This window comes from Carboxydocella thermautotrophica (assembly GCA_003054495.1).
In the GTDB taxonomy this organism is placed as follows: Bacteria; Bacillota.
This window is the reverse complement of sequence record CP028514.1, coordinates 2,563,717-2,577,568: the sequence shown is the minus strand read 5'-3', so window position 1 is coordinate 2,577,568 and position 13,852 is coordinate 2,563,717. Positions and strand designations below refer to the sequence as shown.

Annotated in this window: 22 protein-coding genes; all 22 read left to right on the top strand. The window is 48.6% G+C overall.

Annotation, left to right across the window (positions count from 1 at the left end):
• The 22 genes from secY to CTH_RS13035 all read left to right on the top strand — a co-directional run bounded on the left by secY (position 1) and on the right by CTH_RS13035 (position 13,835).
• Positions 1-1,263 (top strand): preprotein translocase subunit SecY, encoded by a 1,263-nt coding sequence (gene secY / locus CTH_RS13140; RefSeq protein WP_078666512.1) that lies wholly within the window; start codon positions 1-3, stop codon positions 1,261-1,263.
• Between the two features lie 77 nt (positions 1,264-1,340).
• Positions 1,341-2,051, top strand: a complete 711-nt coding sequence (gene map, locus CTH_RS13135; protein WP_078666534.1) for a type I methionyl aminopeptidase — start codon at positions 1,341-1,343, stop codon at positions 2,049-2,051.
• Positions 2,052-2,078: 27 nt separating this feature from the next.
• On the top strand, positions 2,079-2,363 hold the full coding sequence (locus tag CTH_RS13130; protein ID WP_078666511.1) for a KOW domain-containing RNA-binding protein: 285 nt from the start codon (positions 2,079-2,081) through the stop codon (positions 2,361-2,363).
• Between the two features lie 29 nt (positions 2,364-2,392).
• The gene (gene infA, locus CTH_RS13125) at positions 2,393-2,611 is read left to right on the top strand and encodes a translation initiation factor IF-1 (RefSeq protein ID WP_078666510.1); all 219 of its coding nucleotides are present in this window, start codon (positions 2,393-2,395) and stop codon (positions 2,609-2,611) included.
• Positions 2,612-2,635: 24 nt separating this feature from the next.
• On the top strand, positions 2,636-2,749 hold the full coding sequence (gene rpmJ, locus CTH_RS13120) for a 50S ribosomal protein L36 (RefSeq protein WP_078666509.1): 114 nt from the start codon (positions 2,636-2,638) through the stop codon (positions 2,747-2,749).
• 23 nt (positions 2,750-2,772) lie between these two features.
• A complete protein-coding gene (rpsM, locus tag CTH_RS13115) occupies positions 2,773-3,141 on the top strand; it encodes a 30S ribosomal protein S13 (RefSeq protein WP_078666508.1) in 369 nt (122 codons plus the stop codon).
• A gap of 18 nt (positions 3,142-3,159) precedes the next feature.
• Positions 3,160-3,549, top strand: coding sequence for a 30S ribosomal protein S11 (rpsK, locus tag CTH_RS13110; RefSeq protein ID WP_078666507.1), 390 nt, complete (start codon positions 3,160-3,162; stop codon positions 3,547-3,549).
• A 16-nt stretch (positions 3,550-3,565) separates the two neighbouring features.
• Positions 3,566-4,192, top strand: a complete 627-nt coding sequence (rpsD, locus tag CTH_RS13105) for a 30S ribosomal protein S4 (RefSeq protein WP_078666506.1) — start codon at positions 3,566-3,568, stop codon at positions 4,190-4,192.
• A 56-nt stretch (positions 4,193-4,248) separates the two neighbouring features.
• Entirely contained in the window at positions 4,249-5,193 is a 945-nt protein-coding gene (locus tag CTH_RS13100; RefSeq protein ID WP_078666505.1) for a DNA-directed RNA polymerase subunit alpha, read from the top strand.
• Positions 5,194-5,212: 19 nt separating this feature from the next.
• A complete protein-coding gene (gene rplQ, locus CTH_RS13095; RefSeq protein WP_078666504.1) occupies positions 5,213-5,551 on the top strand; it encodes a 50S ribosomal protein L17 in 339 nt (112 codons plus the stop codon).
• A gap of 85 nt (positions 5,552-5,636) precedes the next feature.
• Positions 5,637-6,380: a tRNA pseudouridine(38-40) synthase TruA gene (gene truA, locus CTH_RS13090; RefSeq protein WP_107754174.1), complete on the top strand. Its 744-nt coding sequence runs from the start codon at positions 5,637-5,639 to the stop codon at positions 6,378-6,380.
• A 114-nt stretch (positions 6,381-6,494) separates the two neighbouring features.
• Positions 6,495-6,929, top strand: a complete 435-nt coding sequence (gene rplM, locus CTH_RS13085; protein ID WP_079906483.1) for a 50S ribosomal protein L13 — start codon at positions 6,495-6,497, stop codon at positions 6,927-6,929.
• A gap of 21 nt (positions 6,930-6,950) precedes the next feature.
• On the top strand, positions 6,951-7,349 hold the full coding sequence (gene rpsI, locus CTH_RS13080) for a 30S ribosomal protein S9 (RefSeq protein WP_078666706.1): 399 nt from the start codon (positions 6,951-6,953) through the stop codon (positions 7,347-7,349).
• 185 nt (positions 7,350-7,534) lie between these two features.
• Positions 7,535-8,263: a hypothetical protein gene (locus CTH_RS13075; protein WP_079906482.1), complete on the top strand. Its 729-nt coding sequence runs from the start codon at positions 7,535-7,537 to the stop codon at positions 8,261-8,263.
• Positions 8,264-8,271: 8 nt separating this feature from the next.
• Complete coding sequence (locus CTH_RS13070) at positions 8,272-8,586, top strand: hypothetical protein (protein WP_078665922.1); 315 nt, start codon at positions 8,272-8,274, stop codon at positions 8,584-8,586.
• Positions 8,570-8,773 (top strand): PIN domain-containing protein, encoded by a 204-nt coding sequence (locus tag CTH_RS13065; protein ID WP_078665923.1) that lies wholly within the window; start codon positions 8,570-8,572, stop codon positions 8,771-8,773. Before CTH_RS13070 ends, CTH_RS13065 begins: the two co-directional genes overlap by 17 nt.
• Positions 8,774-8,790: 17 nt before the next feature.
• Positions 8,791-8,991: a PIN domain-containing protein gene (locus CTH_RS13060; RefSeq protein WP_078665924.1), complete on the top strand. Its 201-nt coding sequence runs from the start codon at positions 8,791-8,793 to the stop codon at positions 8,989-8,991.
• Between the two features lie 110 nt (positions 8,992-9,101).
• The gene (cwlD, locus tag CTH_RS13055) at positions 9,102-9,836 is read left to right on the top strand and encodes an N-acetylmuramoyl-L-alanine amidase CwlD (RefSeq protein WP_078665925.1); all 735 of its coding nucleotides are present in this window, start codon (positions 9,102-9,104) and stop codon (positions 9,834-9,836) included.
• Between the two features lie 6 nt (positions 9,837-9,842).
• Positions 9,843-11,252: an AmmeMemoRadiSam system protein A gene (gene amrA / locus CTH_RS13050; protein WP_078665926.1), complete on the top strand. Its 1,410-nt coding sequence runs from the start codon at positions 9,843-9,845 to the stop codon at positions 11,250-11,252.
• 14 nt (positions 11,253-11,266) lie between these two features.
• Positions 11,267-12,121 carry an AmmeMemoRadiSam system radical SAM enzyme gene (gene amrS / locus CTH_RS13045; RefSeq protein WP_078665927.1) on the top strand — a complete coding sequence of 285 codons (855 nt, stop codon included), beginning with the start codon at positions 11,267-11,269 and terminating at the stop codon, positions 12,119-12,121.
• A 65-nt stretch (positions 12,122-12,186) separates the two neighbouring features.
• On the top strand, positions 12,187-12,660 hold the full coding sequence (locus tag CTH_RS13040) for a chemotaxis protein CheX (protein ID WP_078665928.1): 474 nt from the start codon (positions 12,187-12,189) through the stop codon (positions 12,658-12,660).
• Entirely contained in the window at positions 12,654-13,835 is a 1,182-nt protein-coding gene (locus tag CTH_RS13035) for a M20 family metallopeptidase (protein ID WP_200803493.1), read from the top strand. The genes CTH_RS13040 and CTH_RS13035 overlap by 7 nt, the downstream gene beginning before the upstream one ends.
• Positions 13,836-13,852: the final 17 nt, after the last annotated feature.

The following is a 13,852-nucleotide window of genomic DNA, read 5'->3' as shown; positions in this document are numbered from 1 at the left end:
ATGCTGTCAACCCTGTCCAATGCCCTGCGGATTGGTGAGCTGCGGAAAAAGCTGCTTTATACCTTAATGATGCTGTTTGTTTTTCGGCTGGGTGTACACGTGCCTGTGCCAGGTATCGATGTAGCAGCTATTAGAAAATTGCTGGAAAGCCAGGCCTTTGTAGCCTTTTTCGATGTGATTTCCGGGGGTGCTTTTAAAAACTTCTCCATCTTTGCTATGAGTATCACCCCCTATATTAACGCCTCCATTATCATGCAATTGCTGACAGTGGTTATTCCCACTCTGGAGCAATGGGCTAAAGAAGGTATTGAGGGGCGGAAGCGCATAGTTGAATTCACCCGCTATCTGACGGTTGTGCTGGCTTTTATCCAGGCAACTGGTATCTACTTCGGGCTGGGTGCAGCTATTCCCAATAAAGGGATTGTAACCTATATCGTCTTTGTTACCAGTCTGACAGCCGGTACAGCCTTTTTGATGTGGCTGGGTGAACAGATCACGGAAAAGGGCATTGGCAATGGTATTTCCCTGCTTATTTTCGCAGGGATTGTTTCCCGCATTCCTTCTGCTCTTGCCAATATTCAAAAATTGCTGGCAGCAGGCAGTATCAATGTTTTGAATGTGCTGCTTCTAGTCGTAATCGGTGCACTGGTAATCGCCGGGATTGTATTCATTCAAGAAGGACAGCGGCGGGTCCCGGTACAGTATGCCAAACGGGTGGTTGGCCGGAAAGTTTATGGTGGGCAGAGTACCCATATTCCCATTAAGGTTAATCAGGCTGGCGTTATTCCGGTGATTTTCGCCTCTTCTTTGCTGATGTTCCCGGTACAGATTGCCCAGTATTTCCCTACTAACCGTTTTGCCCAGTGGTTTATCCAGTGGTTTGGCTGGGGCAGCTTTTTGAATACGATCTTCTTTGCTCTACTAATCATCGCATTTACATTTTTCTATACGGCCATTACCTTTAACCCGGTAGATGTAGCGGACAACATGAAGAAGTATGGCGGCTTTATTCCGGGAATTCGACCAGGCCGTCCCACCGCAGAGTTTCTCAATCGGATTATGATGAGACTGGCATTAGCAGGTGGGGTATTCCTGGCCTTGATTTCCATCCTGCCTAACTTCATGATGGCAATAACCAAAATCCAGAACGTCTATTTCGGAGGTACGGCCCTGCTTATCGTGATCGGGGTAGCCCTTGATACTATGAAGCAAATGGAAGCGCAGATGCTGATGCGCCATTACCAGGGATTCATGCGGGGGTAATGGCCGGTGGGCTGTCGTCCTGAACAGGAGGGAACGGGTTGGCCATTCACTTTAAAACCGAGAAGGAACTACAATTGATGCGGGAAGTCGGTCGGGTGGTGGCTATAACTCTGGCAGAGCTGGAACAGGCAGTTCGCCCGGGCATAACCACGGCGGAATTGGACCGGATAGCTGAAAATGTGATCCGAAAGCTGGGGGCAGTACCCGCTTTCAAAGGTTATCACGGCTATCCGGCCACAATCTGCGCTTCAGTCAATGAAGAAGTTGTCCACGGCATTCCCGGTTTAAGAAAACTGGAAAATGGTGATATTATTAGTATTGATGTGGGTGCGGTACTTAATGGATTTTATGGTGACAGTGCCAGGACTTTTCCGGTAGGTGACATTTCTGCTGATGCCAGGCGGCTGCTGGCAGTTACAGAAGAATCCCTCTACCAGGGCATCAGTCAGGCGAAAGTCGGCAACCGGATTTCAGATATTTCCCACGCAGTACAAAAATATGTAGAAAGCCACGGATTTTCCGTGGTTCGGGACTATGTTGGCCATGGCATAGGTACTGCAATGCATGAAGAACCCCAGGTGCCCAATTTCGGTCCGCCAGGGCGAGGCCACAGGTTGCTGCCAGGGATGACTCTCGCGATTGAGCCGATGGTCAATATGGGTGAGTATCATGTCAAGACACTGGCGGATGGGTGGACAGTGGTGACCCTGGATGGTTCGCTGTCGGCTCATTTCGAACACACCATCGCCATCACAGCCGATGGCCCGGAAATATTGACTAAGGTTTAGGTGCCTTGTGGCATGGAGGTGCAATCCATGGCTGAGAAGGAATTGCAAATCGGTCAGCTGGTTTACTCCAGGGCTGGCCGGGATCAAGGCCGCCCCTTCCTGGTATGGGATTATCTGTCTGATACCATGGTGGCGGTGGTAGATGGGGATCTGCGCAAAGTGGAATCTCCAAAGAAAAAGAATATTAAACACTTGAAAGCCATGCCTGCTATTGCCGAGGAGATTGCCAGAAAAAAGCTGGCCGGCGTGCGCATCTTCAACCATGAAGTCCGCAAGGCTTTGAAGGACCTGGGAGCAATACCTGAGCAATGATTTGTGGGACACAAGGAGGGTAAAGACCTATGGCCAAATCAGATGTCATCGAGGTAGAGGGCACTGTAATTGAGCCCCTACCTAATGCCATGTTTACCGTGGAACTGGATAATGGACACCGGGTGCTGGCCCATGTGTCCGGCAAAATCCGTATGAATTTCATCCGGATCCTGCCCGGGGACCGGGTCACTGTGGAATTATCTCCTTATGACCTGACCAGAGGCCGGATTGTATATCGGTATAAGTAACCCGGGACAAAAGGAGGAATTGCCGTGAAGGTTAGACCATCTGTAAAACCTATCTGCGAAAAATGTAAAATTATCAAGCGCAAGGGCGCTGTTATGGTGATATGCGAAAATCCCAAACACAAACAGAAGCAAGGTTAAGGACATAGGAGGTGTAGCGAACTATGGCCCGTATTGCTGGTGTAGACCTGCCCCGGGAAAAGCGGGTAGAAGTGGCTCTGACCTATATTTTTGGTATTGGTCTTCCCACTTCCAAGAAGATTCTGGCCGAAACCGGAATTAACCCCGACACAAGGGTGCGGGATCTGACTGAAGATGAAGTTGCTCGTCTGCGGGAAGTTATTGATAAGAACTATAAAGTTGAGGGTGATCTGCGGCGGGAAATCGCTCTTAACATCAAGCGTCTGATTGAAATTGGCTGCTATCGGGGCATTCGTCATCGTCGTGGGCTGCCTGTCCGTGGTCAGCGGACTAAGACCAATGCCCGGACCCGCAAAGGTCCGCGGAAGACGGTAGCCGGCAAGAAGAAGTAATAAGGGGGGAATTTAAGCATGGCTCGGAGACCGCAAAGAACCAAGAAGCGGGAACGGAAAAATGTAGACAAGGGCGTAGCCCACATCCAGTCTACCTTCAATAACACCATCGTTACCATTACAGACCGGCAAGGTAACACTATTTCCTGGGCTTCTGCCGGAACCAGTGGCTTTAAGGGCTCCCGCAAGAGCACACCCTTTGCCGCTCAGCTGGCTGCGGAAAATGCCGCCCGGGAAGCGATCGAACATGGCATGAAGGAAATCGAAGTTTATGTTAAAGGACCGGGAGCCGGTCGGGAAGCAGCGATTCGGGCACTGCAAGCTGCTGGTCTGGAAGTTAGCCTGATTAAGGATGTAACTCCCATTCCCCACAACGGTTGCCGCCCGCCCAAGCGGCGTCGTGTTTAGGAGGTGCTGTTGAAACATGGCAAGATATACTGGTCCCAGCTGTCGTCTGTGCCGTCGGGAAGGTATCAAGCTCTACCTGAAAGGCGAACGCTGCTATACTGGTAAGTGTGCAATTGACCGCCGGAGCTATGCCCCTGGTCAGCATGGTCAGGCTCGGAAAAAGTTGTCTGAATACGGTGTGCAGTTGCGGGAAAAGCAGCGGGCCAAGCGGATTTATGGTTTGCTGGAAACCCAGTTCCGCAACTATTTCGAAAAGGCAGACCGGATGCCTGGCATTACCGGTGAAAACCTGCTGCGGCTGCTGGAGCGGCGCCTGGACAACGTAGTCTATCGTCTGGGTTTTGCTTCCTCCCGGAACGAAGCCCGGCAGTTGGTACGGCATGGACATTTCACTGTTAACGGTCGTCGGGTAAACATCCCCTCCTTCCAGGTAAAAGTCGGGGATGTGATTGCCATCAATGAAAAGAGTACAGAGTCCCCGCGGTTCAAGGAATTAATCGAGCTGGCTCCTAACCGGGGTGTACCGGCATGGCTGGAGCGGGATCTCAATACTTTAAGCGGTAAAGTGGTTGCTCTTCCTGCTCGAGAAGACATCGACGTACCTGTTCAAGAGCACCTGATCGTCGAGTTGTACTCCAGATAATGGTTGGTTCTAACCCTCTGGTGGTCTGAATTCTCGAGAAGGAGGGTACAAATAGGATGCTGGAAATCGAAAAACCCACCATTGAATGTGTGGAACTGGCTGAGGACAACACCTATGGCAAATTCGTTGTCGAGCCGCTGGAGCGGGGTTATGGCGTAACCCTGGGCAACTCCCTGCGGCGGGTGCTGTTGTCTTCCTTACCGGGGGCGGCGGTAACCTCGGTCCGGATTGAAGGGGTACTGCACGAGTTTTCAACTATTCCCGGTGTAGTTGAGGATGTTACTGATATCATCCTCAACTTAAAAGGCCTCAGTTTAAAAATGCATACCGATGAGGAAAAGGTTCTGATCCTTGAAGCTGAAGGAGAGGGCGAAGTCAAGGCCGGAGACATCAAAGCTGATGCAGATGTGGAGATTTTGAATCCCGATCTGCATATAGCTACCTTAGATCACGGTCGTATCTATATGGAAATCACTGTGGCTAAAGGCCGCGGTTATGTTTCTGCAGACCGCAACAAAAAGCCGGACCATGAAATTGGGGTTATTCCCGTTGACTCAGCCTTTACTCCCGTACGGCGGGTGAAATATGCGATTGAAAACACCCGGGTCGGACAGATTACTGACTATGATAAGCTGACCATGGAAATTTGGACTGATGGCAGTATTCGTCCCGATGCTGCCCTCAGCTGGGCCGCTAAAATTCTGTCCGAGCATCTTTCCCTTTTCGTTGGTCTGACAGATGCCATTGGTGATGTCAAGATCATGGTCGAGAAGGAAGAAGAAGCCAAGGATCGGATTCTGGAAATGACTATCGAGGAACTGGACCTTTCGGTGCGTTCCTATAACTGTCTGAAGCGGGCCGGTATCAATACCGTTGAAGAACTGGTAAACCGGACCGAAGAAGATATGATGAAGGTACGCAACCTGGGCAAAAAGTCCTTGGAAGAGGTCATTAACAAGTTGCAAGAACTGGGCCTGTCCTTGAAGAAATCCGAAGAGTAGACTGAGGAGGGAAACTTAAATGGCATACAGAAAGCTGGGTCGGAACAGTGGCCACCGGCGTGCTCTGTTACGGAACATGGTAACCTCCTTGTTTAAGGAAGAGCGCATCGAGACTACTGCTCCTAAGGCCAAGGAAGTACGGAGCATTGCCGAAAAAATGGTTACCCTGGCCAAGCGGGGAGACCTGGCAGCCCGCCGTCAGGCTTTGGCATATATCCTGGATGAAACCGTAGTAAAAAAGCTGTTTGATGAAATTGGACCCAAATATGCCGAGCGCCAGGGCGGCTATACCCGCATTGTAAAAGTTGGCAATCGCCGCGGTGATGCTGCTGAGGTTGTAATACTCGAGCTGGTCTAAGTATGTTAGCAAGGGTCAGGATGGGTAACAGCCGCTGGCAGCTGCTCTCCTGACTTCTTGTTTTGATGAATTGAGGGGCTAAATTATGCGCAACCTCAAATTGATCTTGGAATATGATGGCACTAATTATCATGGCTTTCAAAGTCAGGCAACAGTGGGGCTACCTACTATTCAGGGTGAGCTGGAAAGAGTATTACAGCGCTGGACTGGTGAAGCCATCACGGTAATTGGCGCCAGCCGAACTGATGCCGGTGTCCATGCCCGGGGCCAGGTGGTTAACTTCCATACCAGCTGGCCGATACCCGTGGATAAAGTGCCTCTGGCTCTTAATTCTGGCGGGTTGCCGCCTGATATTGTTATCAAGCAGGCAGAGGAAGTGGAACCGGCTTTTCATGCCCAGTTCTGGGCCAAAAACAAAACCTACCGTTATACCATCTATAATAGTCGGATACCTTCAGCTTTCTGGCATCGTTATAGCTGGTATGTTCCTGTTTTGCTGGATAGCCAGGCGATGGCTGAGGCAGCTCGCCTTTTGCTCGGCACCCATGATTTTGCCGCTTTTCGGGCAGCAGGAGCTACCAGCAAGACAACGATTAGGACGATTAATCAAGTAGCAGTGGCTCAGGATGGTCCTTTACTCACTATCACCATTAACGGCAATGGTTTTCTGTACAATATGGTACGCATCATTGCTGGTACTCTGGTGGAAATTGGCAAAGGAAAACTGAACCCGGAGGTTATTACCCAAATCATTGCCAGCCGGGACCGTAACCAGGCCGGGCCCACGGCGCCCCCCCAGGGGCTGTGTTTACTGGAAGTTAACTATTGACATGACAACTTCTGCATATTACAATGATTTTATGACATGGTATGGAATACCCCTGCCCCGGAGGGTTTTTATACCACGATTTGCAGTTCTGTCAGGATGCAAGGAGGGAAAAACATGACCACCTATATGGCCAAACCCCAAGAGGTGCAGCGCAAGTGGTACATCTTGGATGCGACAGGAAAACCCCTGGGCCGCCTGGCTTCTGAAGCTGCCAGGTTGCTGCGGGGCAAGCATAAACCCATTTACACTCCCCATGTGGATACCGGTGACCATGTGATCATCATCAATGCCGAAAAGGTAGTCCTGACCGGGAAAAAACTGGATCAGAAAAAATGGCAGCGTCACTCCGGTTACCCGGGCGGATTTAAGTCCACTGACTACCGGACTCTGTTACAGACCAGACCGGAACTGGCTGTGCAGCTGGCTGTCAAAGGCATGCTGCCCCATAACCGGCTGGGTGACAAAATGTTGAAAAAGCTCCGCGTCTATCGGGGCAGTCAACATCCCCACCAGGCTCAACAGCCTGAGCTGTGGGTAGGTCAAGAGTAACAGAGGAAGGAGGTAGTAATAGTGGCTCAAGTAGTTCAATACTGGGGTACCGGAAGACGGAAAAATGCCGTTGCTCGTGTACGTCTGATTCCCGGTGGCACTGGCAGGATTCTGGTTAATAACCGGGAACTGGGTGAATATTTCGGGAAAAAGACTCTGGAAATGATCGTAAAGCAGCCTCTGGAAATCACCAATACTCTGGGCAAATTTGATGTCCTGGTTAAAGTTCATGGTGGTGGGATTTCCGGCCAGGCTGGCGCTGTGCGTCATGGCATCGCTCGTGCTCTGACTAAAGCAGATGAAGAATTGCGGCCTGCTTTGAAGCGGGCTGGTTTCCTCACTCGTGACCCGCGCATGAAGGAGCGCCGCAAGTATGGCTTGAAAAAGGCCCGCAAAGCTCCTCAATACTCCAAGCGTTAATTTCATATTGTCTGAATCTAATCCCTGCGACTACCTGTTTTTCCGGGTTAGGCGCAGGGATTTTTTAGAAAGTACATAAGTTTACGTAGGATATTGCATTGCAATAAAAGATTGTACATAATACTTGTAAGAGTATAATGCAAATGTGTGTCATGAGGAAAATAATATTTTTGGGGGTCCGTGAAGTGAAAAATAAATTGATTAATACGAGTTTTAGTGTTGTATTTCCCCGTCAGGCCCACATTCGTAGAAAAGCGTACGAATTAGAGGATAGACTAAAAAATTTATATTTGCAACCTGAGATCTTACCAGTTCCTGATGAAATTGACCCGGAAATGCCACGAATAATATTCAGCTCGCATCATGGTTATAGCCAATTGATTGTTTCGCAGGTAAACATTCAACTGACTGCATTCTATTCCCCGGACTGGCAAGAAAATATGGAATTAGGTAAAAAATATTTTATGGAACGCAGTTCTTTAATTTTTAACTTACTTGACTTAATTGGAGATATTAAACCTTATTTTTGCGGTATTACGAATAGAGCCCAAATTAACATAGACACTATAAGTGATAAGGTTGTTTTAAAACAGATAGCAAATACTTTTTTGAAAGAGTTATCTGATAATACAAGCGATATAGAAGTTAAAAATACCAAAATAGTAGATAATCGCTTTTATAGTAACATAATTGTACGTAATTTTCGCACATGGGAACACAATGACCATCAGGAAGTTATACGCCTTTCGAATAAAGGTGCGCTGAAGCGTGGTATTGAAGTAATTTGTGATTTTAATGACAGGTATGCATTCAATGAAATTGAAAATTATTTTTCCGATAAATCAATACTTAATGAAATTATCGAACGAGGTTTCACAGAGCTAAATAGTGTTCTTGCGCAATTTAGGGAGTGAGAAAGAGTATGTCTAATGCGTTTGTGTGTGGGGCGGCCGCAATTGCTACGTCAATTATTTTGACAACTAGCCATTCTAGCATTGAATATAATAAATTTAATTGTGTTCATAAGTTTGTAAAAGATGGTATAATAAAAAAAACATCTGCATCACGATCGGTGCAACTTCCTTATGAAGTTCAAACATGGAGAGAACTTCGCTGTGCAAAGATAAAAGCAATTCAAGGAAAATATGCTTTTGTACCGACTAGTAGCGAGGAATTTATCAGAAGTAAGTGGGAGGAAATAGAAAAAGAAGGGGATACGGATGGCGGTTGTTTTTGATGCTTGTGCCATTATTGCCTGGCTACGTGACGAACCTGGTGCAGACATGATTAGTGAGATTATTAAAAATGAAGATTGCTGCTATTTACATGCGATTAATGCTTATGAAGTATATCACGAGACTTTCTACGAGTTACAGGTAAAGAAGAAATTGCAAGTAATGCAATTGAGGATATTAAATCTGTAGTAGAGGTTATCGAAAATATGGAAACGCAACTATGGAAGACTGCTGCGGATGTAAAAATAAATATAAAAAAAATCTCTATTCCTGATTGCTTCGCAATTGCGTTAGCAAAACGCATAAATGCTCCTGTGGTAACGGCAGATCATAAAGAGTTTATTCCAGTAAAAGAGAAAAAAATATGTGAAGTTATTTTTTTTTTCGGGATCCTGGTGTGCACTTAAAAAAATAATTTAAGCAATAATAGTTTAAAAGTACTTCGCTCAGCTCAGCCAGCTGAGCGGTTTTATTTTTTCTTCCACGGGCATAATGTTTGAGGGGGAGGTGGGAACAAATGCGGGTAATCTATTTTCGCTGGCGTTCACTGGTGAGTGTACTGGCACTTCTGTTGATAGCCACTGGTATGGGGCTGTATCTAGGGGAGAAAAATAGGCAAGAGGAAATACTGGTTATGGCGCCATTACTGGCTGGAAAAATGATAATACTGGACCCAGGCCATGGCGGGTATGACCCCGGAGCCAAAGGGAAAAATGGCGGGGTTGAAAAGGAGATAACCCTGGCGGTGAGTCAGCGACTGGCACTGGCGCTGGCTCAGTCCGGGGCAGGAGTCCTGATGACCAGAAACGGTGATTATGACCTGGCCCCTGAGGATGTGGATTCTCTCAGCTTGAGAAAACAGCTGGATTTAAAGAAAAGGGTCGAAATTGCTGAATCCGCAAAAGCAGATCTGCTCCTCAGTATTCATGTTAATGCCTTTCCTTCAGAAAAATGGTATGGGGCCCAGACCTTCTATCAAGGGGGGGATGCCAGGAGCAAACAGCTGGCAGAAGCAATTCAGAGTGAACTGCAACGAATAACCGGTACCCGACGGGTGGCAAAAACTGCTGATATTTTCACCAACCGGGTGTCATCAATGCCATCAGTTACCGTGGAAATTGGCTTTATATCCAATCCGCAAGAGGAAAAACTAATGATGGACCCGGATTACCAGAATAAAGTAGCCTGGGCTATTTACTGTGGCATTTTGCAATATTATACTAAAATTAACCAGACTGAGGTACAGAGGTGAATAAAGTTGAACAATATTGTTTATGTTGGGCTCAGCCCTCATCCCCCTATTATCATTCCGGCCATAGGTAAGGAAGAGCTGACTAAAGTAGAGGCTACCGTAACAGGTATGAAAAAATGGGCTGATGAGGTGCGTAGGGCTGAACCGGATGCGATTGTACTCATTTCCCCCCATGGGACAGTTTTCAGTGATGCTATTACTATCCGCAAGGGGGAAAGAGTACAGGGAAATCTGGCGGATTTTGGTGCTCCGCAAGTCAAGGCAGACTGGCCGGTAGATTTGAATTTACTGGAGGCTATTGGCCTGATGGCATACCGGGAGCAGGTGAATGTCGTTTCTCTGGACCGGGAGGAAATGCAGCGGCTAGGTGCTAAATGGGAACTGGACCACGGTGCAATCGTTCCTCTGTGGTACTTGCAGGAAGCGGGGCTGGACTGCGCTCTGGTTTCAGTTAACATGGGTCTACTGGCGGTAGAGGAACTGTACGCCTTTGGGCTGGCGGTGCAACGGGCAGCAGGATTGCTGGGCCGCAGGGTTGCGGTAATTGCCAGTGGGGATTTATCCCATCGACTGACACCAGATGCTCCTTCTGGCTTTGCCCCTGAGGGCAAAGAATTTGACCGGCGCATTAAAGAGAATCTGGAGTTATTACAAATTGAGGAAATTCTGCGTTTGCCTGAAGAGCTGGTGGAAAAGGCAGGGGAGTGTGGCTTGCGGCCCTTAATTATGGCTTTGGGAGCGCTGGATGGCCTGGATGCTCAGTGTGAGATTTTCAGCTATGAAGGCCCCTTTGGAGTAGGATATCTAGTCTGTGGTTTTAAGCCTCAGGGACCCAATCCGGAGCGGGAACTGCAGGAAAAATTGATTGACCGCAGGGAAGAGGAAATTGCTGCCCGTCGGGCCCGGGAAAGCTATCCGGTAAAGCTGGCTCGCCGTTCTCTGGAATACTATCTGAGAAATGGAGAGATTCTGGACAAACCCAAAGATTTGCCTCCAGAACTGGAAAAGGCTGCTGGTGTGTTTGTTTCCATAAAGAAACATGGACAGCTGCGTGGCTGCATTGGCACAACCGAGCCTACCCAGCCTACTATTGCCGAGGAGATTATTCATAATGCCATTGCGGCAGGAACCAGGGACCCCCGGTTCTGGCCGGTAGAGGAAGAGGAATTGAGTCAATTGCTATATTCCGTAGATATTCTTAACCCGGCAGAACGGGTTAATTCCCTGGCCGATCTGGATCCCCGCCAGTATGGTGTGATAGTTCGCAAAGGCCGAAGTAGCGGCCTGCTTTTGCCTGATTTGCCAGGGGTGGACACAGTAGAAGAACAGCTGCGGATTGCCAAGCAAAAAGCAGGCATTAACCCGATGGATCAGGATGTAGAGATCTGGCGCTTTACTGTAACCCGCTACCTGTAGTGGAGGGATATAGTATGAAAGAGGCTCAGTACTGGCAGAGGGAAGGGGAAAAAATCCGCTGCCAGTTATGTCCTCATTACTGTCTTGTGGCAGATGGACAAAAAGGTAGATGCGGAGTGAGAGAGAACAGAGGAGGCAAGCTTTATGCCCTCAATTATGGACAAATTGGGGCCCTGGCCCTGGACCCTGTCGAGAAAAAACCCCTTTTTCGCTTTAAACCGGGTAGCATGATTTTGTCAGTAGGAACAACGGGCTGTAACCTGGATTGCGCCTTTTGCCAGAACTGGGAACTGGTAAGCGGCAGGGGAGGCAGGGAGGAAATCAGTCCGGAAGAACTGGTGGCCCTGGCAGAAAACTACCGGCCAGTCGGGAATATTGGTCTGGCTTATACCTATTCCGAGCCCTTGATGTGGTTTGAGTTTGTCCTGGCTACGGCCAAATTGGCCCGGGGGAAAGGATTGGCAAATGTGCTGGTCAGCAATGGCTATATCAATGAAGCTCCCTGGCGGGAGCTGTTGCCCTGGCTGGATGCAGCTAACATTGATATTAAAGGAGAGAAAGAGTTCTACCGTAAGCTGTGTAAAGCCCGCCCGGAACCGGTGTGGCGTGCAGTAGAACTGGCGGTAGAGGCGGGGGTTCATGTGGAAATAACCTGTCTTTTGGTTACTGATGAAAACGACAGCCCGGAGCAGATCGAGGCGCTGGCAAGAAGGCTGGCAGATCTATCTTCTAAAATCCCACTTCATCTATCCCGCTATTTTCCCCGGCGCAGTTTAACAGCACCACCCACTCCGTTGGAGAGAATGTATGAGGCGCAAGCTATCGCCTCGCGCTATTTAAAATATGTTTATTTAGGTAACTTGCCCTGAGCAGCAGGAAAGAGGGGCGGCAGTGTCGAAATAGCCAGTAGTTTGCCTGAAAGGACGGGAGAGACTTGCAAGCGGAGTTGATTAATCCTTTTATTATAGCTGCCAGAGAGGTTTTGCAACAGGAAATAGGCAGTGATGTACAGATAGGCCAGCTTAGTCTGGACAATCATCTCTTAACAAGCAGGGAAGTTAAGGTCAATATTGCCATGACCGGAGATGTAGAAGGCCTGATTTTTTATGGTCTGGACCAGCATCAGGCTTGCCAGCTGGCCAGCCTGATGCTGGGGGAGCCTATAGGTGAATTTAATGAAATAGTGTATAGTGCGGTGGCAGAAATGGGAAATGTGATTTCCGGCATAGCCACCCGGGAACTGGAAAGGGCAGGTTATACTACTGATATCAGTACCCCTGTCGTGCTGGTAGGAGAACAGGCCAAAATCAATTTGGTGGGCTTAACCTATCTGGTGGTGCAGCTAACTACTGCCGTTGGGCCCTTAACTTTGTTAGTAGCTTTGCGAGGAGTGAAAAATAATTGCTAAAGGATACCGGGGAAAGAATTTGTACATGGTTGCAGGAAAATCTTAGTACCTGGCAGGATTTAAGCCTGGCTATTCACCGCCATCCAGAACTGGGCTACCAGGAGTACTTTGCCTGTAAATTGTTAACTGAGGCATTGGCTGCTGGTGGCTTTACCGTACAAAAAGGCATAGGTGAGATGGAAACCGCCTTTTGGGCCGAATGCCAGGGCAAGGGGACCGGGCCAACCCTGGCTTTGCTGGCGGAATATGATGCTTTGCCGGAACTGGGCCATGCCTGTGGCCATAATATAATCGGGGTAGCAGCAGTAGCAGCAGGTCTTGCTCTGGCCCGCTTTCGGTCAGAGTGGTCGGGACGGATCGCAGTAATAGGTACACCGGCGGAAGAAACCGGGGGCGGAAAGGTGATTCTGGTACAGAAGGGTTATTTTCAGGCCGTGGATTTTGCTATGATGATTCATCCGGCTGACCATTTTTGTGCCCAGGTTACATCAACGGCGATGGATGCGATTGAGTATGTTTTTTACGGCAAACCAGCCCATGCTGCGGCCAGTCCCCAGGAAGGAATCAGTGCCCTGGAAGGGGTTATTCAACTATTCAATAATATTAATGCACTGCGTCCCTATTTACCCGATGGGGTAAGGATCAATGGCATTATCACAGAAGGGGGCATAGCTCCCAATATTGTTCCGGAACGGGCAGTGGCGCGGTTTTATATTCGAGCCAAACAGAGAAACTACCTCAATACCCTGGTGGAGAAGGTACATAACTGCGCCCGGGGAGCAGCCCTGGCTACTGGCTGCAAGGTGGAATGGCATAATTTTGAATTATCCTATGATGAGATGTGTACTAATCAGACCATGGCCCGTATTTTTGAGCAAAAGTTACGCTATCTGGGAGTGGAACAGATACGTTCAGGACGGGAAGGCATGGGTTCCCTGGATATGGGCAATGTCAGCCAGGTAGTACCGGCTATTCATCCCTATGTAGCCATAGGGTCACTGGGGCTAACAGCTCATACCCAGGAATTTGCTCAGGCGGCGGGTGGACCGGGGGGCTTAAATGGATTGCTGCTGGGCGCACAGGCAATGGCTTTAACAGCACTGGAAATCTTAAACAAGCCTGCCTTGCAAAAACAGATTCGTAGTGAGTTTGAAAACCGGGGTTCCTGCTCATAATAAAATTGACCAAGTTC

Excerpts from the sequence above, each read along its gene's own strand:
- secY (WP_078666512.1), top strand. The coding sequence starts at position 1 with ATGCTGTCAACCCTGTCCAATGCCCTGCGGATTGGTGAGCTGCGGAAA.
- map (WP_078666534.1), top strand. The coding sequence starts at position 1,341 with ATGCGGGAAGTCGGTCGGGTGGTGGCTATAACTCTGGCAGAGCTGGAA.
- CTH_RS13130 (WP_078666511.1), top strand. The coding sequence starts at position 2,079 with ATGGCTGAGAAGGAATTGCAAATCGGTCAGCTGGTTTACTCCAGGGCT.
- infA (WP_078666510.1), top strand. The coding sequence starts at position 2,393 with ATGGCCAAATCAGATGTCATCGAGGTAGAGGGCACTGTAATTGAGCCC.
- rpsM (WP_078666508.1), top strand. The coding sequence starts at position 2,773 with ATGGCCCGTATTGCTGGTGTAGACCTGCCCCGGGAAAAGCGGGTAGAA.
- rpsK (WP_078666507.1), top strand. The coding sequence starts at position 3,160 with ATGGCTCGGAGACCGCAAAGAACCAAGAAGCGGGAACGGAAAAATGTA.
- rpsD (WP_078666506.1), top strand. The coding sequence starts at position 3,566 with ATGGCAAGATATACTGGTCCCAGCTGTCGTCTGTGCCGTCGGGAAGGT.
- CTH_RS13100 (WP_078666505.1), top strand. The coding sequence starts at position 4,249 with ATGCTGGAAATCGAAAAACCCACCATTGAATGTGTGGAACTGGCTGAG.
- rplQ (WP_078666504.1), top strand. The coding sequence starts at position 5,213 with ATGGCATACAGAAAGCTGGGTCGGAACAGTGGCCACCGGCGTGCTCTG.
- truA (WP_107754174.1), top strand. The coding sequence starts at position 5,637 with ATGCGCAACCTCAAATTGATCTTGGAATATGATGGCACTAATTATCAT.
- rplM (WP_079906483.1), top strand. The coding sequence starts at position 6,495 with ATGACCACCTATATGGCCAAACCCCAAGAGGTGCAGCGCAAGTGGTAC.
- CTH_RS13070 (WP_078665922.1), top strand. The coding sequence starts at position 8,272 with ATGTCTAATGCGTTTGTGTGTGGGGCGGCCGCAATTGCTACGTCAATT.
- CTH_RS13065 (WP_078665923.1), top strand. The coding sequence starts at position 8,570 with ATGGCGGTTGTTTTTGATGCTTGTGCCATTATTGCCTGGCTACGTGAC.
- CTH_RS13060 (WP_078665924.1), top strand. The coding sequence starts at position 8,791 with ATGGAAACGCAACTATGGAAGACTGCTGCGGATGTAAAAATAAATATA.
- cwlD (WP_078665925.1), top strand. The coding sequence starts at position 9,102 with ATGCGGGTAATCTATTTTCGCTGGCGTTCACTGGTGAGTGTACTGGCA.
- amrS (WP_078665927.1), top strand. The coding sequence starts at position 11,267 with ATGAAAGAGGCTCAGTACTGGCAGAGGGAAGGGGAAAAAATCCGCTGC.